This window comes from Pseudomonas sp. LAMO17WK12:I1, from assembly GCF_900177315.1.
Taxonomy (GTDB): domain Bacteria; phylum Pseudomonadota; class Gammaproteobacteria; order Pseudomonadales; family Pseudomonadaceae; genus Aquipseudomonas; species Aquipseudomonas marginalis.
On sequence record NZ_FWZV01000008.1, the window covers coordinates 316,487 to 336,293 of the forward strand.

The 19,807-nt window shown below is 55.1% G+C and carries 15 protein-coding genes, 4 tRNA genes and 1 rRNA gene; all 20 read right to left on the minus strand.

What is annotated here, in order from left to right; translation table 11 throughout:
• Positions 1–127: 127 nt before the first annotated feature.
• The 20 genes from tuf to rrf all read right to left on the minus strand — a co-directional run bounded on the left by tuf (position 128) and on the right by rrf (position 19,662).
• Positions 128–1,321, minus strand: coding sequence for an elongation factor Tu (gene tuf / locus B9N88_RS17830; RefSeq protein ID WP_027605166.1), 1,194 nt, complete (start codon positions 1,319–1,321; stop codon positions 128–130).
• 30 nt (positions 1,322–1,351) lie between these two features.
• Entirely contained in the window at positions 1,352–3,457 is a 2,106-nt protein-coding gene (gene fusA, locus B9N88_RS17835) for an elongation factor G (RefSeq protein ID WP_003210087.1), read from the minus strand.
• 30 nt (positions 3,458–3,487) lie between these two features.
• Positions 3,488–3,958, minus strand: a complete 471-nt coding sequence (gene rpsG / locus B9N88_RS17840; protein ID WP_002555493.1) for a 30S ribosomal protein S7 — start codon at positions 3,956–3,958, stop codon at positions 3,488–3,490.
• A 118-nt stretch (positions 3,959–4,076) separates the two neighbouring features.
• Entirely contained in the window at positions 4,077–4,448 is a 372-nt protein-coding gene (rpsL, locus tag B9N88_RS17845) for a 30S ribosomal protein S12 (RefSeq protein WP_002555494.1), read from the minus strand.
• 216 nt (positions 4,449–4,664) lie between these two features.
• A complete protein-coding gene (gene rpoC, locus B9N88_RS17850) occupies positions 4,665–8,864 on the minus strand; it encodes a DNA-directed RNA polymerase subunit beta' (protein WP_027605165.1) in 4,200 nt (1,399 codons plus the stop codon).
• A 64-nt stretch (positions 8,865–8,928) separates the two neighbouring features.
• Positions 8,929–13,002: a DNA-directed RNA polymerase subunit beta gene (gene rpoB, locus B9N88_RS17855; RefSeq protein WP_027605164.1), complete on the minus strand. Its 4,074-nt coding sequence runs from the start codon at positions 13,000–13,002 to the stop codon at positions 8,929–8,931.
• A 219-nt stretch (positions 13,003–13,221) separates the two neighbouring features.
• Positions 13,222–13,587, minus strand: coding sequence for a 50S ribosomal protein L7/L12 (gene rplL, locus B9N88_RS17860; protein WP_027605163.1), 366 nt, complete (start codon positions 13,585–13,587; stop codon positions 13,222–13,224).
• 78 nt (positions 13,588–13,665) lie between these two features.
• Positions 13,666–14,166 (minus strand): 50S ribosomal protein L10, encoded by a 501-nt coding sequence (gene rplJ / locus B9N88_RS17865; RefSeq protein WP_003176433.1) that lies wholly within the window; start codon positions 14,164–14,166, stop codon positions 13,666–13,668.
• A gap of 199 nt (positions 14,167–14,365) precedes the next feature.
• Positions 14,366–15,061: a 50S ribosomal protein L1 gene (rplA, locus tag B9N88_RS17870; protein ID WP_003176434.1), complete on the minus strand. Its 696-nt coding sequence runs from the start codon at positions 15,059–15,061 to the stop codon at positions 14,366–14,368.
• Positions 15,061–15,492 (minus strand): 50S ribosomal protein L11, encoded by a 432-nt coding sequence (gene rplK / locus B9N88_RS17875; protein ID WP_003176435.1) that lies wholly within the window; start codon positions 15,490–15,492, stop codon positions 15,061–15,063. The genes rplA and rplK overlap by 1 nt, the downstream gene beginning before the upstream one ends.
• A 117-nt stretch (positions 15,493–15,609) precedes the next feature.
• Positions 15,610–16,143: a transcription termination/antitermination protein NusG gene (gene nusG, locus B9N88_RS17880; RefSeq protein WP_003176436.1), complete on the minus strand. Its 534-nt coding sequence runs from the start codon at positions 16,141–16,143 to the stop codon at positions 15,610–15,612.
• A 9-nt stretch (positions 16,144–16,152) separates the two neighbouring features.
• Entirely contained in the window at positions 16,153–16,521 is a 369-nt protein-coding gene (gene secE / locus B9N88_RS17885) for a preprotein translocase subunit SecE (protein WP_027605162.1), read from the minus strand.
• 45 nt (positions 16,522–16,566) lie between these two features.
• Positions 16,567–16,642 (minus strand) — tRNA-Trp (locus B9N88_RS17890).
• Between the two features lie 159 nt (positions 16,643–16,801).
• Positions 16,802–16,877 (minus strand) — tRNA-Thr (locus tag B9N88_RS17895).
• A 26-nt stretch (positions 16,878–16,903) separates the two neighbouring features.
• Positions 16,904–16,977, minus strand: a tRNA-Gly gene (locus B9N88_RS17900).
• Positions 16,978–17,000: 23 nt separating this feature from the next.
• A tRNA-Tyr gene (locus tag B9N88_RS17905) sits at positions 17,001–17,085 on the minus strand.
• A gap of 142 nt (positions 17,086–17,227) precedes the next feature.
• On the minus strand, positions 17,228–17,674 hold the full coding sequence (locus B9N88_RS17910; RefSeq protein WP_027605161.1) for a hypothetical protein: 447 nt from the start codon (positions 17,672–17,674) through the stop codon (positions 17,228–17,230).
• 7 nt (positions 17,675–17,681) lie between these two features.
• Positions 17,682–18,431, minus strand: a complete 750-nt coding sequence (locus B9N88_RS17915) for a pantothenate kinase (RefSeq protein ID WP_027605160.1) — start codon at positions 18,429–18,431, stop codon at positions 17,682–17,684.
• The gene (birA, locus tag B9N88_RS17920) at positions 18,421–19,380 is read right to left on the minus strand and encodes a bifunctional biotin--[acetyl-CoA-carboxylase] ligase/biotin operon repressor BirA (RefSeq protein ID WP_027605159.1); all 960 of its coding nucleotides are present in this window, start codon (positions 19,378–19,380) and stop codon (positions 18,421–18,423) included. Before birA ends, B9N88_RS17915 begins: the two co-directional genes overlap by 11 nt.
• A 166-nt stretch (positions 19,381–19,546) precedes the next feature.
• Positions 19,547–19,662: ribosomal RNA gene (rrf, locus tag B9N88_RS17925) — 5S ribosomal RNA — on the minus strand.
• Positions 19,663–19,807 lie beyond the last annotated feature (145 nt).

The window sequence follows — 19,807 nt, forward strand, 5'->3', positions numbered from 1 at the left end:
CGAGCGCAATACGCCCGTTAAAAGGAGGCGCAATTCTATAGACGCCCTAGATAGGTGTCAACCCAATAAAAAAGCCCCCGCTGAGCGGGGGCTTTTCAAAGCATCGAAACTATCTCAGAAGAGACGTTTACTCGATGATTTTAGCTACAACACCAGCACCAACGGTACGGCCGCCTTCACGGATAGCGAAGCGCAGACCGTCTTCCATTGCGATGGTCTTGATCAGGGTAACTTCCATTTGGATGTTATCGCCTGGCATTACCATTTCAACGCCTTCTGGCAGCTGGCAGTTACCAGTCACGTCAGTAGTACGGAAGTAGAACTGTGGACGGTAGCCTTTGAAGAACGGAGTGTGACGACCGCCTTCTTCCTTGCTCAGAACGTAAACTTCTGCGGTGAACTTGGTGTGCGGCTTAACCGAACCTGGCTTAACCAGAACCTGGCCACGCTCAACGTCGTCACGCTTGGTACCACGCAGCAGAACGCCGCAGTTCTCGCCAGCACGACCTTCGTCGAGCAGCTTGCGGAACATTTCAACACCAGTGCAGACAGTGTTGGTAGTGTCACGCAGACCAACGATTTCCAGCGCATCTTGAACGCGAACGATACCGCGCTCGATACGACCAGTCACAACAGTACCACGACCGGAGATCGAGAATACGTCTTCGATTGGCATCAGGAACGGCTTGTCAGTCAGACGAACTGGTTCTGGGATGTAGCTGTCCAGGGTTTCAACCAGTTTACGAACGGCAGTGGTGCCCATTTCGTTATCGTCTTTGCCTTCCAGCGCCATACGAGCAGAACCGATGATGATCGGAGTGTCGTCGCCTGGGAAGTCGTAAGTGCTCAGCAGATCGCGCACTTCCATCTCAACCAGTTCCAGCAGCTCAGCGTCGTCTACCAGGTCAGCCTTGTTCAGGAAAACCACGATGTACGGAACGCCTACCTGACGGGACAGCAGGATGTGCTCACGGGTTTGTGGCATCGGACCATCAGCGGCCGAGCAAACCAGGATCGCGCCGTCCATCTGGGCAGCACCAGTGATCATGTTCTTCACATAGTCAGCGTGACCTGGGCAGTCAACGTGAGCGTAGTGACGGATCTTCGAGTTGTACTCGACGTGCGCGGTGTTGATGGTGATACCACGAGCTTTTTCTTCTGGAGCGCTGTCGATTTTATCGAAATCAACGACTGCAGAACCGAAAACCTCGGAGCAGACGCGAGTCAGAGCTGCGGTCAGAGTGGTTTTACCGTGGTCAACGTGACCGATAGTGCCAACGTTGACGTGCGGTAGGGAACGATCAAATTTTTCTTTAGCCACGACAATTAACTCCTTGCCTAAAGGACTGAATCAGCCTTGTTTTTTGGATACAGTTTCAGCGATGTGCGCCGGAGCTGTGTTGTATTTTTTGAATTCCATAGAGTAGCTTGCGCGACCCTGGGACATGGAGCGAACGTCGGTCGCATAACCGAACATCTCACCCAACGGAACCTCGGCGCGAATCACTTTGCCGGAAACCGTGTCTTCCATACCCAAGATCATGCCGCGACGACGGTTAAGGTCGCCCATGACATCACCCATATAGTCTTCAGGTGTAACAACTTCTACCGCCATGATTGGCTCAAGCAACTCACCACCGCCCTTCTGGGCCAGTTGCTTGGTTGCCATGGAAGCAGCCACCTTAAACGCCATCTCGTTGGAGTCGACGTCGTGGTAAGAACCGTCAAAAACGGTTGCTTTCAGGCCGATCAGCGGATAGCCGGCAACAACACCGTTCTTCATCTGCTCTTCGATACCCTTCTGGATAGCAGGGATGTATTCCTTAGGAACAACACCACCCACTACTTCGTTCACGAATTGCAGACCTTCCTGACCTTCGTCAGCAGGAGCAAAACGGATCCAGCAGTGACCGAACTGACCACGACCGCCGGACTGACGAACGAACTTGCCTTCGATTTCACAGTTTTTCGTGATGCGCTCACGATAGGAAACCTGAGGCTTACCGATGTTGGCTTCGACGTTGAACTCACGGCGCATCCGGTCAACCAGGATGTCCAGGTGCAACTCGCCCATGCCAGAGATGATCGTTTGACCAGTCTCTTCATCAGTTTTGACGCGGAAAGATGGATCTTCCTGAGCAAGCTTGCCCAGAGCGATACCCATTTTTTCCTGGTCATCCTTGGTCTTAGGCTCTACGGCAACCGAAATAACCGGCTCCGGGAAGTCCATGCGAACCAGGATGATTGGCTTGGCAGCGTCGCACAAAGTCTCACCAGTGGTGACGTCCTTCATGCCGATCAAGGCCGCGATGTCACCAGCGCGCACTTCCTTGATCTCTTCACGGGCGTTTGCGTGCATTTGCACCATACGACCCACACGCTCTTTCTTGCCTTTGACCGAGTTGATCACGCCGTCGCCGGAGGCCAACACGCCCGAGTAAACGCGGACGAAGGTCAGAGTACCCACAAATGGGTCGGTAGCGATCTTGAACGCCAGAGCCGAGAACGGCTCGCTGTCGTCAGCATGACGCTCCATCTCTTCTTCCTCATTATCAGGGTTGGTACCCTTGATAGCAGGAATGTCGGTAGGAGCAGGCAGGTAGTCGATCACGGCGTCGAGAACCAGGGGAACACCCTTGTTCTTGAAGGAAGAACCGCAAACAGCCAAGACGATCTCACCAGCGATAGTACGCTGACGCAGAGCGGCCTTGATTTCCACGTTGGTGAGCTCTTCACCTTCGAGGTACTTGTTCATCAGCTCTTCGCTGGCTTCGGCGGCAGCCTCAACCATGTTGTTGCGCCACTCGTCAGCCAGTTCCTGCAATTCTGCAGGGATAGGCTTGCGAACAGGAACCATACCCTTGTCAGCGTCATTCCAGTAGACCGCTTCCATGTTGATCAGATCGATCTGACCCTGGAAGTTGTCTTCGGAACCGATAGCCAATTGGATTGGCACCGGAGTGTGACCCAGACGCTGCTTGATCTGACCGATCACGCGCAGGAAGTTGGCACCAGCACGGTCCATCTTGTTTACATAAACAAGACGTGGAACGCCGTATTTGTTGGCTTGACGCCATACGGTTTCCGACTGAGGCTCGACACCCGAGGTACCGCAGAACACAACGACAGCGCCGTCGAGTACGCGCAGGGAACGTTCAACTTCAATAGTGAAGTCTACGTGGCCTGGGGTATCGATAACGTTGAAGCGGTGCTCATCTTTGTACTGCTTCTCGGAACCTTTCCAGAAGGCGGTAATAGCAGCAGAAGTAATGGTAATACCACGCTCCTGCTCCTGAACCATCCAGTCTGTGGTCGCGGCGCCATCATGCACCTCGCCCATTTTGTGACTTTTGCCGGTGTAAAACAGTACGCGCTCGGTGGTGGTGGTTTTACCAGCATCCACGTGAGCAACGATACCGATGTTACGGTAGCGGCTAATCGGAGTAGTACGAGCCATAAAGCCCTCGCAAAATTAGTGAAGCTAAGATTAGAAGCGGTAGTGCGAGAAAGCTTTGTTAGCTTCAGCCATACGGTGCACGTCTTCACGCTTCTTAACAGCAGCACCTTTACCTTCAGCAGCGTCCAACAGTTCGCCGGCCAAACGCAGAGCCATAGACTTCTCGCCGCGCTTACGGGCGAAGTCTACCAACCAGCGCATTGCCAGAGCGTTACGACGGGACGGACGAACTTCGACCGGAACCTGGTAAGTAGCACCGCCTACACGGCGCGACTTCACTTCGACCAGCGGAGCGATGGCGTCGAGAGCTTTCTCGAAGATTTCCAGGGGGTCGCTGTTCTTGCGTTCTTTAACCTTTTCCAGCGCGCCATAAACGATACGCTCGGCAACGGCTTTCTTGCCGCTTTCCATCACGTGGTTCATGAACTTGGCCAGAATTTGGCTTCCGTATTTTGGATCGTCAAGCACTTCGCGCTTGGCTGCTACGCGTCTTCTTGGCATGGATAAGCCCTCAAACGGTCTTCAGGTTCGCTCGGAATCGGTGCCCTTTCGGGACGCCTCCGACCTTACTCTTATCGACTCAGAAAATAAGATGATTCAGTTTTACAAAAAGCCGCTACTACTTAGGCTTCTTGGTACCGTACTTCGAACGACCCTGGTTACGACCTTTAACGCCGGAAGTATCCAAGGAGCCGCGTACGGTGTGATAACGAACACCTGGCAAGTCTTTTACACGACCGCCGCGGATCAGTACCACGCTGTGCTCTTGCAGGTTGTGGCCTTCACCGCCGATGTACGAGGAAACCTCGAAACCGTTGGTCAGGCGCACACGGCATACTTTACGCAGTGCCGAGTTAGGTTTTTTCGGCGTGGTGGTATACACACGGGTGCATACGCCACGACGTTGCGGGCAGTTCTGCAGCGCAGGCACGTCGGATTTCTCGACGATACGCTTACGCGGCTGACGTACCAGCTGGTTGATAGTTGCCATCTACTAGCTCCACTGTTGTCTTGCGACGCTATTGTCTTGCAAGAAAAGCAAAATGGCAGGAACGAATTCCCGCCAAATTTAGGGGTACAAGAGTCTAAAGAGGATCTTGCCCCCAGTCAAGGCAAGGCCCCGACCTCCCCTCCCGTCGAACCCGGGCAAAACTGCCTTGATCCGACGAATGGGGCTGCCAGGGCCCAGACTTATTTACCGCAGAACTCAGTTACCGCTTGAGTTCAGTGCTTCGGTCAGTGCAGCTTCCACTTCACTGGCGCTTACGCGCAACGGCTTGTCAGCATCACGGCGACGCTTACGCTCGCTGTGGTAAGCCAAACCGGTACCAGCCGGGATCAGACGACCCACGACCACGTTCTCTTTCAGGCCGCGCAGGTAATCGCGCTTGCCGGTTACCGCTGCTTCGGTCAGTACGCGAGTGGTCTCCTGGAAGGAGGCCGCCGAGATGAACGACTCAGTGGACAACGACGCCTTGGTGATACCCAGCAGTACGCGAGTGAACTTGGAAACGAATTTCTCGTCGCCAGCCAGACGCTCGTTTTCCACCAGCACGTGAGTCAGTTCCATCTGGTCGCCCTTGATGAAACTGGAATCGCCGGATTCAGCGATCTCAACTTTACGCAGCATCTGACGCAGGATGGTCTCGATGTGCTTATCGTTGATCTTCACGCCTTGCAGGCGGTAAACGTCCTGGATCTCGTTGACGATGTACTTGGCCAGCGCACTCACACCCAGCAGACGCAGGATGTCGTGTGGATCGCTCGGGCCGTCGGAGATCACTTCGCCGCGGTTTACCTGTTCGCCTTCGAACACGTTCAGGTGACGCCACTTTGGAATCAGCTCTTCGTACGGATCGGTACCGTCGTTCGGGGTAATGACCAGGCGGCGCTTGCCCTTGGTTTCTTTACCGAACGCGATGGTGCCGCTGACTTCTGCAAGGATCGACGCTTCTTTCGGACGACGAGCTTCGAACAAGTCGGCAACACGCGGCAGACCACCGGTGATGTCACGGGTCTTCGAAGTCTCTTGCGGGATACGTGCGATAACATCACCGATCGCGATCTTCGCACCATCCGCTACACCGACCAGGGCGTTGGCTGGCAGGAAGTACTGAGCGATTACGTCAGTGCCTGGCAGCAAAAGATCCTTGCCGTTGTCGTCGACCATCTTCACAGCAGGACGGATGTCCTTACCGGCAGCTGGACGATCTTTCGCGTCGAGTACTTCAATGTTGGTCATACCGGTCAATTCGTCAGTCTGACGCTTGATCGTGATGCCTTCTTCCATGCCCACGTAGGTCACGGTACCTTTCATTTCGGTAACGATTGGGTGAGTGTGCGGATCCCACTTGGCCACGATTGCGCCAGCGTCGACCTTGTCACCCTCTTTAACCGAAATCACAGCACCGTACGGCAGCTTGTAGCGCTCACGCTCACGACCATAGTCATCAGCGATTGCCAGCTCACCGGAACGGGACACAGCAACCAGGTGACCATCCACTCGCTCAACGTGCTTCAGGTTGTGCAGGCGGACAGTACCGCCATTCTTCACCTGAACGCTGTCGGCTGCGGAGGTCCGGCTTGCCGCACCACCGATGTGGAACGTACGCATGGTCAGCTGGGTACCCGGCTCACCGATGGACTGGGCGGCAATAACGCCGACCGCTTCACCGATGTTCACCTGGTGGCCACGAGCCAAGTCACGACCGTAGCACTTGGCGCAAATGCCGTAGCGGGTTTCGCAGCTGATCGGCGAGCGAACGATCACTTCGTCGATGCTGTTGAGTTCGATGAACTCGACCCACTTCTCGTCAACCAGAGTGCCGGCAGGAACGATAACTTCCTCGGTACCTGGCTTGAATACGTCACGGGCAATAACACGACCCAGTACGCGCTCACCCAGCGGCTCTACAACGTCACCGCCTTCAATGTGCGGAGTCATCAGCAGGCCGTGCTCGGTGCCGCAGTCGATCTCGGTGACAACCAGATCTTGCGCAACGTCTACCAGACGACGCGTCAGGTAACCGGAGTTAGCGGTTTTCAACGCGGTATCCGCCAGACCTTTCCGAGCACCGTGAGTAGAGATGAAGTACTGGAGTACGCTCAAACCTTCACGGAAGTTCGCAGTAATCGGCGTTTCGATGATGGAGCCGTCCGGCTTGGCCATCAGGCCACGCATACCGGCGAGCTGACGGATCTGCGCAGCAGAACCCCGTGCGCCCGAGTCGGCCATCATGTACATCGAGTTGAAGGACTCTTGGTCAACTTCTTCGCCGTGACGGTCGATGACCTTCTCTTTCGAGAGGTTGGCCATCATCGCCTTGGACACTTCATCGTTGGCCTTGGACCAAAGGTCGATCACTTTGTTGTACTTCTCGCCCTGTGTTACCAGGCCCGAGGCGTACTGGCTTTCGATCTCTTTCACTTCATCAGTAGCTGCACTGATGATGCGGGCTTTTTCATCAGGGATAACGAAGTCGTTAACACCGATGGAAACGCCGGAAATGGTCGAATAGGCAAAACCGGTGTACATCAACTGGTCAGCGAAGATCACGGTCTCTTTCAGACCAACCACGCGATAGCATTGGTTGATCAGCTTGGAGATCGCCTTTTTCTTCATCGGCAGGTTGACGACGTCGTACGACAGGCCTTTTGGCACAACCTGGTACAACAGCGCACGGCCTACGGTGGTGTCGACAATACGGGTGCCGCTCACGCTGCCGCCATCACGGTCGTTGACCGTTTCGTTGATGCGCACCTTGACCTTGGCGTGCAGTGCGGCTTCGCCGGCACGGAACACACGGTCAACTTCCTGCAGGTCAGCGAACACACGACCTTCGCCTTTGGCGTTGATCGCCTCACGGGTCATGTAGTACAGACCCAATACAACGTCCTGCGACGGAACGATGATTGGCTCACCGTTGGCTGGCGACAGAATGTTGTTGGTCGACATCATCAATGCACGCGCTTCCAACTGGGCTTCCAGTGTCAGCGGTACGTGCACGGCCATTTGGTCGCCGTCGAAGTCGGCGTTGTACGCAGCACAGACCAGAGGGTGCAGCTGGATAGCCTTACCTTCGATCAGTACCGGTTCAAACGCCTGGATACCCAGACGGTGAAGGGTCGGTGCACGGTTGAGGAGAACAGGGTGTTCGCGAATCACTTCAGCGAGAACGTCCCAAACCTCTGGCAGCTCGCGCTCGACCATTTTCTTGGCCGCTTTGATGGTGGTCGCGAGACCGCGCATTTCCAGCTTGCCGAAGATGAATGGCTTGAACAGTTCAAGTGCCATCTTCTTAGGCAGACCGCACTGGTGCAGACGCAGGGTCGGGCCTACGGTAATTACCGAACGACCAGAGTAGTCAACACGCTTACCGAGCAAGTTCTGACGGAAACGACCTTGCTTACCCTTGATCATGTCAGCCAAGGATTTCAGAGGACGCTTGTTGGAACCGGTGATAGCGCGGCCACGACGACCGTTGTCGAGCAGGGCATCGACAGCTTCCTGCAACATACGCTTTTCGTTGCGCACGATGATGTCCGGAGCGGACAGATCGAGCAGGCGCTTCAAGCGGTTGTTACGGTTGATCACACGGCGGTACAGGTCGTTGAGGTCGGAAGTCGCGAAACGACCACCATCCAACGGCACCAGCGGACGCAGATCTGGCGGCAGAACCGGCAAAACGGTCAGCACCATCCACTCTGGCAGGTTGCCGGAACCCTGGAAGGCTTCCATCAACTTCAGACGCTTGGACAGCTTCTTGATCTTGGTTTCGGAGTTGGTTTGCGGAATTTCTTCGCGCAGACGACCAATCTCGTGCTCCAGGTCGATAGCGTGCAGCAGTTCGCGGACAGCTTCGGCACCCATGCGGGCATCGAAATCATCACCGAACTCTTCCAACGCCTCGAAGTACTGCTCGTCGTTCAGCAGCTGACCTTTTTCAAGGGTAGTCATGCCTGGATCGATAACGACATAGCTCTCGAAGTAGAGAACGCGTTCGATATCACGCAGGGTCATGTCCATCAGCAAGCCGATACGGGACGGCAGGGATTTCAGGAACCAGATATGGGCAACCGGCGAAGCCAGCTCGATGTGCGCCATGCGCTCACGACGAACCTTGGCCAGCGCAACTTCAACGCCACACTTCTCGCAGATCACACCACGGTGCTTCAAGCGCTTGTACTTACCGCACAGGCACTCGTAATCCTTTACCGGGCCAAAGATCTTGGCGCAGAACAGGCCGTCACGCTCAGGTTTGAACGTACGGTAGTTGATGGTTTCCGGCTTTTTAACTTCACCGAACGACCACGAACGGATCATCTCAGGCGATGCCAATCCAATACGGATGGCGTCGAACTCTTCGACTTGACCCTGGTTTTTCAGCAAATTCAGTAGGTCTTTCAAGGCCTTTCCTCCTGGCGGAGCAGAGAGCGGGCTAAACAGCCCCGCTCTCGATTCGCGTCACGTGTTATTCGGTTTCCAGATCGATATCGATGCCGAGGGAACGAATTTCTTTGATCAACACGTTGAAGGACTCGGGCATGCCCGGCTCCATACGGTGATCGCCATCCACGATGTTTTTGTACATCTTGGTACGACCGTTCACATCGTCCGACTTCACTGTGAGCATTTCTTGCAGAGTGTAAGCAGCACCGTATGCTTCCAGTGCCCAGACCTCCATCTCCCCGAAACGCTGACCACCGAACTGAGCCTTACCACCCAGCGGCTGCTGGGTAACCAGGCTGTACGAACCGGTAGAACGAGCGTGCATCTTGTCGTCTACCAAGTGGTTCAGCTTCAGCATGTACATGTAGCCAACAGTAACCGGGCGCTCGAACTTGTTGCCGGTACGGCCGTCGAACAGCTGCATCTGGCCGCTTTCTGGCAGGTCTGCCAGTTTCAGCATGGCCTTGATTTCGCTTTCCTTGGCACCGTCGAACACCGGGGTAGCCATTGGAACGCCACCGCGCAGGTTCTTCGCCAGATCCAGGATTTCCTGGTCGGAGAAGGTATCCAGCTCTTCCTTACGACCGCCGATCTCGTTGTAGATCTCGTGCAGGAACTTACGCAGGTCAGCAACCTTGCGCTGCTCTTCGATCATACGATTGATCTTCTCGCCCAGACCTTTGGCCGCGAGGCCAAGGTGGGTTTCAAGGATCTGACCAACGTTCATACGCGAAGGTACGCCCAACGGGTTGAGGACGACGTCGACCGGGGTGCCATTGGCATCGTGCGGCATGTCTTCAACCGGCATGATCACGGAGACCACACCTTTGTTACCGTGACGACCGGCCATCTTGTCGCCCGGCTGGATGCGGCGACGGATTGCCAGGTAAACCTTGACGATTTTCAGCACGCCTGGAGCCAGGTCATCGCCCTGCTGCAGTTTGCGCTTCTTGTCTTCGAACTTGTCGTCCAGCAGACGGCGACGATCAACGATATAGGCCTGGGCCTTCTCGAGCTGCTCATTAAGAGCATCTTCAGCCATGCGCAGTTTGAACCACTGGCCGTGCTCAAGACCGTCGAGGATTTCGTCGGTGATGTCCTGACCTTTCTTCAGACCTGCGCCGCCTTCAGCCTTGTGGCCTACCAGGGCGGAACGCAGACGTTCGAAGGTCGCGCCCTCAACGATACGGAACTCTTCGTTGAGGTCCTTGCGGATCTCGTCGAGCTGGGTCTTCTCGATGGACAGTGCACGAGCATCACGCTCGACGCCGTCACGGGTGAAGACCTGTACGTCGATGACAGTACCCTTGGTACCGGTAGGTACACGCAGGGAAGTGTCTTTAACGTCGCTGGCTTTTTCACCGAAGATGGCACGCAGCAGCTTCTCTTCCGGAGTCAGTTGGGTCTCGCCTTTCGGAGTGACCTTACCAACCAGGATGTCGCCCGCACCCACCTCAGCACCTACGTAAACGATACCGGCTTCGTCCAGCTTGTTCAGTGCAGCTTCACCCACGTTCGGGATGTCTGCAGTGATTTCCTCTGGCCCAAGCTTGGTGTCACGCGCCACACAGGTCAGTTCCTGAATGTGGATCGTGGTGAAGCGATCTTCTTGAACCACACGCTCGGACAGGCAGATGGAGTCTTCGAAGTTGAAGCCGTTCCATGCCATGAACGCGATGCGCATGTTCTGACCCAGAGCCAATTCACCCATATCGGTGGACGGACCGTCAGCCATGATGTCGCTACGCTGAACGCGATCACCCTTGCGCACCAGCGGACGCTGGTTGATGCAAGTGTTCTGGTTCGAGCGGGTGTATTTGGTCAGGTTGTAGATGTCGACACCGGCTTCACCGGTTTCAACTTCGTCATCAGCAACACGAACCACGATACGGCTGGCATCAACGGAATCGATCACGCCGCCACGACGAGCCACGACGCAAACGCCGGAGTCACGGGCTACGTTACGCTCCATGCCGGTACCTACCAGCGGCTTGTCGGCACGCAGGGTCGGTACAGCTTGACGCTGCATGTTGGAACCCATCAACGCACGGTTGGCGTCATCGTGTTCCAGGAACGGGATCAGCGACGCTGCGACCGAAACTACCTGCTTCGGCGATACGTCCATCAAGGTGACGTCTTCCGGCGCCTTGACGGTGAACTCGTTCAGGTGACGAACAGCTACCAGCTCGTCGATCAGGACCTTCTTGTCGTTCATCGTGGCCGAAGCCTGAGCGATCACGTGATCAGCTTCTTCGATGGCGGACAGGAACACGATCTCGTCGGTAACCAGGGCGTCTTTCACCACACGGTACGGGCTCTCAAGGAAGCCGTACTGGTTGGTGCGCGCATAGGCGGCCAGGGAGTTGATCAGACCGATGTTCGGGCCTTCCGGCGTTTCGATTGGGCATACACGACCGTAGTGAGTCGGGTGTACGTCACGCACTTCAAAGCCAGCACGCTCACGGGTCAGACCGCCCGGGCCCAGTGCGGAAACACGGCGCTTGTGGGTGATCTCGGAAAGCGGGTTGTTCTGGTCCATGAACTGCGAGAGCTGGCTGGAACCGAAGAACTCTTTCACCGCCGCAGCCACTGGCTTGGCGTTGATCAGGTCTTGCGGCATCAGGCCTTCGCTTTCAGCCATCGACAGACGCTCTTTGACCGCACGCTCAACACGCACAAGGCCAACGCGGAACTGGTTCTCGGCCATTTCGCCTACGCAGCGAACACGACGGTTACCCAGGTGGTCGATGTCATCGACGATGCCTTTGCCGTTACGGATGTCGACCAGAGTCTTCAGGACCGCAACGATGTCTTCCTTGCACAGCACACCCGAACCTTCGATCTCGGTGCGACCGATACGACGGTTGAACTTCATCCGGCCGACCGCAGACAGGTCGTAGCGCTCAGGGCTGAAGAACAGGTTGTTGAACAGGGTTTCTGCAGCGTCTTTGGTTGGTGGCTCGCCAGGACGCATCATGCGATAGATTTCTACCAGCGCTTCCAATTGGTTGCTGGTGGAGTCGATCTTCAGGGTGTCGGAGACGAACGGACCGCAGTCGATATCGTTGGTGTACAGGGTCTCGATGCGAACAACCTGCGCCTTGGCGATTTTGGCCAGGATCTCGGTGTTCAGCTCGGTGTTGCACTCAGCCAGGATTTCGCCTGTAGCCGGGTGAACGATGACCTTCGCGGTAGTACGGCCCAGGACATAGTCCAGGGGAACTTCCAGCTCTTTGATACCCGCTTTTTCGATCTGGTTGATGTGGCGCGCAGTGATACGACGGCCAGCCTCAACGATGACCTTGCCCTTTTCATCCTGAATGTCCAGGACAGCAATTTCACCACGCAGACGCGAAGCGATCAGCTCCAGCTTGAGGGTTTCATCCTTCAGGCTGAATACGTTGGTGGTGTAGAACGCATCCAGGACTTGCTCAGTGGTGTAGCCGAGCGCGCGCAGCAGTACCGAGGCCGGCAGCTTGCGACGACGGTCGATACGCACGAACACGCAGTCTTTCGGATCGAACTCGAAGTCCAACCACGAACCGCGGTACGGAATGATCCGCGCGGAGTACAGGAGCTTGCCGGAGCTGTGCGTCTTGCCGCGGTCGTGGTCGAAGAACACGCCCGGGGAACGGTGCAGCTGGGAAACGATAACGCGCTCGGTACCGTTGATAACGAAGGTACCGTTCTCAGTCATCAATGGGATTTCGCCCATGTAGACTTCTTGCTCTTTGATGTCCTTGATCGCTTTGTTCGACGACTCTTTGTCGAAAATGATCAGACGGACTTTTACCCGCAAAGGTACGGCGTACGTAACACCGCGCAACACGCATTCTTTGACATCAAATGCCGGTTCGCCCAGGCGATAACCGACGTACTCCAGCGCAGCATTGCCGGAGTAGCTGATGATCGGGAAAACGGATTTGAAGGCCGCATGCAGGCCCACGTCGCGGAACTGATCTTTGGTCGCTCCCGCCTGCAAGAATTCACGATACGAATCCAGCTGGATAGCCAGAAGGTACGGGACATCCATGACGTCCGGCAACTTGCTAAAGTCCTTGCGGATACGTTTTTTCTCAGTATATGAGTAAGCCATCAGCGTTCCCCAGCTTGGTCACCTGCTTGTTTGGCCCTCCCGACGGGAGCAGCCAGAAAATCTTGCAAACCCCATGGTTTGCACCACCGCATCGGGTGGCTACAGCGCGTTAATGGCGGCGACCGAGTCGACAGCCAAGAACGGAAAAAGGCCGGTGGCAAGAGCCACCAGCCATCAGCCTTCAGCTTAACGCTTGGGCTGGAGACGCAAGGTCGATGCTTACTTCAGCTCGACTTTAGCGCCTGCTTCTTCCAGAGTAGCTTTGGCTTTGTCAGCTGCTTCTTTGGCAACAGCTTCCAGAACCATGGCAGGAGCGCCGTCAACTACAGCCTTGGCTTCTTTCAGGCCCAGACCGGTCAGTTCACGTACTGCCTTGATCACGTTTACTTTCTTCTCGCCAGCTTCGGTCAGCATGACGTTGAATTCGGTTTGCTCTTCAACAACGGCAGCAGCAGCAGCTGGGCCAGCGGAAGCAGCGGCAGCGGAAACGCCGAATTTTTCTTCGAAAGCTTTGATCAGCTCAACAACCTGCAGAACCGACATTTCAGCTACGGCGTTGAGGATATCGTCTTGGGAGATAGACATTGCTGTATTTCCTGAATTGGGGGACGGCCTACGCGGCCATCGAAATAAACAAAAATACGCGAGAGAAGTTGCTCAGCCTTAGGCTGCGGCAGCTTCTTTTTGCTCGCGAACTGCAGCCAGAGTACGAGCCAGCTTGCTGGTAGCGCCTTGAATCACGCTCATCAGCTGCGAAATGGCTTCGTTGCGGGTCGGCAGTGTTGCCAGTACGTCGATTTGGTTAGCTGCGAGGAACTTGCCCTCGAACGCAGCTGCCTTGATCTCGAACTTATCCTGACTCTTAGCGAACTCTTTGAACAAACGGGCAGCAGCGCCTGGATGATCCTTGGAGAAGGCAATCAGAGTCGGGCCAGTGAACACGTCGTTGAGGACACTGTATTCAGTGTCAGCAACGGCGCGCTTGAGCAGGGTGTTACGTACAACACGTACGTATACGCCAGCTTCACGAGCCTCTTTACGGAGTCCGGTCATAGCGCCTACTGTCACACCACGGGCATCAGCCACGACAGCGGACAGAGCAGCTTTGGCAGCCTCGTTGACTTCAGCGACGATGGCCTTCTTGTCTTCGAGATTAATTGCCACGGGTTTAACTCCTGCTTGTTACCGTTTCATCTGGCCGGAGCCGGATGTCGTTTTGGTGTCTGATTCGGTAAGGAACCGGGAGCACCATCTGCGTAGGCTTGTTGGTTTAAGACTTGCGTCGCCTACGGTCTTGGATAGCCCCCGCCAGGCAGGGACCCCAATCTTTCAATTGGCGCAATCGCTTGCGCCAACTTGTGTCTTATACGTCCAGCGAGCCTTGGTCGATGACCAGGCCTGGGCCCATGGTGGTGCTCAGGGTAACGCGCTTGACGTAGATACCTTTCGAGGAAGCTGGCTTGATACGCTTCAGATCGGCGATCAGGGCTTCAACGTTCTCCTTCAGCTTGACGGCGTCGAAGCCGACCTTGCCAACGGAGGTGTGAATGATGCCGTTTTTGTCGGTACGATAACGAACCTGACCAGCCTTGGCGTTTTTAACCGCGGTAGCTACGTCTGGCGTTACGGTGCCAACCTTAGGGTTAGGCATCAGGCCACGCGGGCCCAGGATCTGACCCAACTGGCCTACAACACGCATTGCGTCCGGGGAAGCAATAACTACGTCGTAGTTCAGGTCGCCGCCTTTCATTTCGGCAGCCAGGTCGTCCATACCAACGCGGTCAGCGCCGGCGGCCAGAGCAGCTTCAGCTGCCGGGCCTTGAGTGAAGACAGCTACACGAACAGTCTTACCAGTACCGTGTGGCAGCACAGTAGCGCTACGAACGACCTGGTCAGATTTACGTGGGTCAACACCCAGGTTTACAGCAACGTCAACGGACTCGCTGAACTTGACAGTCGACAGCTCGGTCAGCAGAGCAGCAGCGTCTACAAAATTGTAGGACTTGCCCGCTTCGATTTTGCCGGCGATAGCCTTTTGGCGCTTGGTCAGCTTAGCCATTACACACCCTCCACGTTAAGGCCCATGCTACGAGCAGAACCGGCGATGGTACGCACGGCTGCATCCATATCAGCTGCAGTCAGATCCGCGTTTTTGGTTTTCGCGATTTCTTCCAGCTGAGCACGAGTTACGGTGCCAACCTTAACGGTGTTAGGACGAGCGGAACCGCTAGTCAGACCAGCAGCCTTCTTCAGCAGAACCGAAGCCGGGGTCGACTTGGTTTCGAAAGTGAAGCTACGGTCGCTGTATACAGTGATGATCACTGGAGTCGGCAGACCTGGCTCAAGACCCTGAGTACGGGCGTTGAAAGCCTTGCAGAATTCCATGATGTTCACGCCGTGCTGACCCAGGGCTGGACCAACAGGTGGGCTTGGGTTGGCCTGAGCGGCCTTCACTTGCAGCTTGATGTAAGCGGTAATCTTCTTGGCCATGAGGCACTCCAATTACGGGTTCAAGCGCCTCGAAAGGCTCCCCGGTTACTTGCGCGTTTATCCCAGTGACGACAAAACCCCACAGCCTAAGGCTGCGGGGTTGGGATGCTTACTCAGCTAGACCTTCTCGACCTGGCTGAATTCCAACTCTACCGGAGTAGAGCGACCGAAAATGAGCACCGCGACCTGGATCCGGCTCTTTTCGTAGTTAACCTCTTCGACGGTCCCGTTGAAATCAGCAAACGGACCATCTGTGACACGAACAACCTCACCCGGCTCGAACAACGTCTTCGGCTTGGGCTTGTCGCTACCGTCGGCGACACGACGCAGAATTGCTTCTGCCTCTTTGTCAGTGATCGGAGCAGGCTTATCAGCCGTACCGCCGATAAAACCCATAACACGAGGAGTGTCCTTGACCAAGTGCCAAGTACCTTCGTTCATGTCCATCTGTACCAGCACGTAGCCAGGAAAGAACTTGCGCTCACTCTTGCGCTTCTGACCATTCCGCATTTCAACCACTTCTTCAGTGGGAACCAGAATTTCGCCGAAGCCATCTTCCATGCCTGCCAGCTTTACGCGCTCCAGCAAAGAGCGCATAACATGCTTCTCGTAACCCGAGTAAGCATGCACAACGTACCAACGCTTAGCCACGGGACACCCTTAGCCAACAATCAAGGAAACAAGCCAGCCGAGCAGGGAATCAAGCCCCCACAACAGCAACGCCATAACCAGAACAACAGCCACAACAATCAACGTGGTCTGCGTGGTTTCTTGGCGAGTTGGCCAAACGACTTTACGAATTTCGGTGCGAGCTTCCTTCACCAGGACCGCGAAAGACTTGCCTTTGGCAGTCTGCAGGCCTACAAAGGCAGCTACAGCAGCAAGGGCGAGCAAAACGAGAACGCGGTACAGGATCGGCGAAGCAGAATAGTACTGGTTGCCAACAACGCCCACGACCACCAAAGCGACTACAGCGAGCCACTTGACGAGATCGAAACGAGAGCTTTGAGCTTCAGCCTTAGGAGTCATCTATGAAGATCCTGTGAAAAGAAAGCCAGACACACCACGTGAATCTGGCAGGTCAGGAGGGAATCGAACCCCCAACCTACGGTTTTGGAGACCGTCGCTCTGCCAATTGAGCTACTGACCTAAAACAAAATCAGGCCGACCATTATGCAGACCCGAAAAAGACTTTACAACAACCAACCCCCAAAGACTTGAAATCACTCAACAACAAGCGATCTGAACACCATCAAGCCGAGCCAGCCGTTAAAACAAAGGCAGATATTTTCATATCTGCCTTGTTATATGGAGCTCTTGAGCGGATTTGAACCGCTGACCTCACCCTTACCAAGGGTGTGCTCTACCAACTGAGCTACAAGAGCGAAACACCGTGCACAACCTGCAAACTTGGAGCGGGTAGCGGGAATCGAACCCGCATCATCAGCTTGGAAGGCTGAGGTTCTACCACTAAACTATACCCGCGGAGCTTGCAGCTCACGCTAAAATGGTGGAGGGGGAAGGATTCGAACCTTCGAAGTCGTAGACGTCAGATTTACAGTCTGATCCCTTTGGCCGCTCGGGAACCCCTCCTAAGCGAGCCGGCATTCTACATCACGCCGGCCTTCTGTCAAGCATTTTCTCATTAAAAATATGAGGTTAGCTGCATTGACCTTCGCTTCGCACCTTAGACCTTAAAGGTCTTCACTGCGAAGCGGGCGCCATTCTATGCAAACTATTCGAGAGTTGCAATGCCTTCGCACAGCATTATTTTATGTTTTAACTCATTGAATTCCTTAGCAAGGTTTTCAAAGGGCAGGTCGTCAGCCAGGCGTCGGCTTTCCGGGGCAACTCGAAGCCAGTAACCTTGCGCATCAGGAGCACTCAGCAGCTGCACCTTAACCTTTATATCCAGGCTAGTGAGGCGCTGCTCAAGGAATTGCGCCTGTCGCTGGTCGGCAAAGCCTCCTATGTATAAGCAAGTATTTTGCGCATCAGATGCCTTAGCCCGATCCTTGCGCACCACAGCGTCGGAAGACTCGCTCAGCAGGCGAATATCCTGCTGCGTATTCCGATAGAGGCTCAGAGGAGTCACGTCTTTAGCACGCAACGGCGCCTCTTGCTGATGCCATATGTAGTAGAAGGCGTTCAGGATCAATAAAAGCAAAAACAACCAACGCATAAACACCTCAAGATAAAGGGCACGCCATTGCCAGACCTATGAAAATCAAATCAGGAACGAGTCGAGCCTGAGGCACGGCATCCCTCACCAAATCAGCATCGCCCCCCGTCAGGAATACAGTGAAGTTATCCCCCCAATAACTTCTGGCCAGCTCAAGCTGGGTCAGCACAAACCCTCTGAGCATCAACGTACAGCCACGCTCTACAGCCTCTACGGTCGTATGCCCTGGCGATAGGCGCTCCAAGGCTCTCTCGGCAGCTGCATCGTCGTAACGTATCTTGCGCGTATGCGTGCGCAGCTGATTACGCATGAGGGGCATACCAGGACAGATGAAGCCACCTAAATGCTCACCATCACCGGCAACAAAATCTGCAGTAGCAGCCGTGCCGAAATCAAGCACCAGGCATGCGCCCGACGCCAATTTGAAGCCGCCCAGCATTGCTAACCAGCGATCAAGACCAAGACGCTCGAAATCTTCGTAACCGTTGCGCACCCCAGCCATTTCTCGCGCAGAAACAGCGCAGGAAACCGCAACGCCAAAGGCCTCCACCAGCGCCTCAACCAGATTTTTTGTTTCGTCCAGAGCACGAACACTCACCAACCGGCAATGTGTCAATAACACACCAGGCAGCACTGACAGACTTTCAATCAATGCAACATCCGAACTAGCGACACCTTCTGCAGATGCCGTCGCCCGATCCGAATCAAGTACGCGCCACTTGATGAAGCTATTCCCACAGTCGAGCTCAAGAATCATCACGCAACCTCAGGCTTAACTCACCACCACTGTATGTTTTTTCAACACCACCGACACTTAAACGTAATGCCCCCTGACCGTCGATACCCAGCACCACCCCATCGACACGGCTGGCACCCGCTATGAGTGACACTGCCTTTCCCTGCCAGGCATGACCTTTTTCCCACTCATCCCGAAGCGATGAAAATCCTTGCGCCCTGTGTCGATCCAAGTAGCTTTGCAACTGCAAGCACAGGCGCGCCACCAGAGAGTTACGATCCACTGGAGACCCCGTCTCCAACTGCACTGACGTCCATTGCTGATCAACCTCTTCAGCCTTCTGCATATTCACGTTAATACCGATGCCGAGGACAACGTGGCAAATATCCGCGGGATCCCCTACGAGCTCCAGCAAAATCCCGGCAATCTTCTTCTGCCCCACCAGGACGTCGTTTGGCCACTTCAGAGCCGCACCCCGCACTCCAGACTCACGCAACGCCTGCATTACCGCCAAGCCAACCACAAGGCTCAGGCCTTCCAGCTGTCGCGGACCATTCTCGATACGCAATAAGAGGCTGTAATACACATTCTGAGCGAACGGGCTGACCCACTTTCGACCACGTCGCCCTCTTCCCGCCGTTTGCTGCTCCGCAAGCACCAGGTACGGCGTCGCACGCTCAACCTCAACAAGGCGCAGAGCCTCGGCATTTGTCGAGTCGATGGAGTCGTAGATATGGATAGGCCACACCAGGGAAGACGCATGCAGTGCAATCTGCTCAGAACTCAAGAAAACCAGCGGCGAAGCTAATTGATATCCCCTCCCACGAACCTTGTGGACCGACAGATTCAATTCGGCCTCAAGATGCTGGAGTTGCTTCCAGACTGCACTGCGACTAACGCCCAGGGCTGCGCCAAGTGCTTCTCCGGAATGGAATCGGCCATCTTTTAGAAGTTCTAACAACGTCAGCATGCAAGTATCGCCTCACAATGAGGCACGCATGATAGCCATGCGCAGAGTCATTGCATAGAAAGGCCGGACTTTAGCACTGAAGGCCCTGCCGAGGCGCCTCTTCGCACTTTTCGACCGCCCAAAACAAAACCCCATCTGCTCTCGCAAATGGGGTTTCGGAATTTAATCTTGACGATGACCTACTCTCACATGGGGAAACCCCACACTACCATCGGCGATGCATCGTTTCACTGCTGAGTTCGGGATGGGATCAGGTGGTTCCAATGCTCTATGGTCGTCAAGAAATTCGGGTACTGAGTCGTGGCCGGCTGGCCTCGCTTCAGCAAATTGGGTATGTGACAGCTGTCGGTGTTTTGTGAAATCTCGAACTTTCGGTTCATTGCGTCTTCACACACCGCAATCTGATGCTCTTTCGAGTAGTCAAATT

Bases quoted from the DNA above. Each gene is read 5' to 3' on its own strand.
- B9N88_RS17915 (WP_027605160.1), bottom strand. From the start codon at position 18,431: ATGATTCTTGAGCTCGACTGTGGGAATAGCTTCATCAAGTGGCGCGTA.
- secE (WP_027605162.1), bottom strand. From the start codon at position 16,521: ATGACTCCTAAGGCTGAAGCTCAAAGCTCTCGTTTCGATCTCGTCAAG.
- rplA (WP_003176434.1), bottom strand. From the start codon at position 15,061: ATGGCTAAGCTGACCAAGCGCCAAAAGGCTATCGCCGGCAAAATCGAA.
- B9N88_RS17910 (WP_027605161.1), bottom strand. From the start codon at position 17,674: ATGCGTTGGTTGTTTTTGCTTTTATTGATCCTGAACGCCTTCTACTAC.
- rpoB (WP_027605164.1), bottom strand. From the start codon at position 13,002: ATGGCTTACTCATATACTGAGAAAAAACGTATCCGCAAGGACTTTAGC.
- rplL (WP_027605163.1), bottom strand. From the start codon at position 13,587: ATGTCTATCTCCCAAGACGATATCCTCAACGCCGTAGCTGAAATGTCG.
- rplK (WP_003176435.1), bottom strand. From the start codon at position 15,492: ATGGCCAAGAAGATTACCGCTTACATCAAGCTGCAAGTGAAGGCCGCT.
- rpsG (WP_002555493.1), bottom strand. From the start codon at position 3,958: ATGCCAAGAAGACGCGTAGCAGCCAAGCGCGAAGTGCTTGACGATCCA.
- rpsL (WP_002555494.1), bottom strand. From the start codon at position 4,448: ATGGCAACTATCAACCAGCTGGTACGTCAGCCGCGTAAGCGTATCGTC.
- fusA (WP_003210087.1), bottom strand. From the start codon at position 3,457: ATGGCTCGTACTACTCCGATTAGCCGCTACCGTAACATCGGTATCGTT.
- birA (WP_027605159.1), bottom strand. From the start codon at position 19,380: ATGCTGACGTTGTTAGAACTTCTAAAAGATGGCCGATTCCATTCCGGA.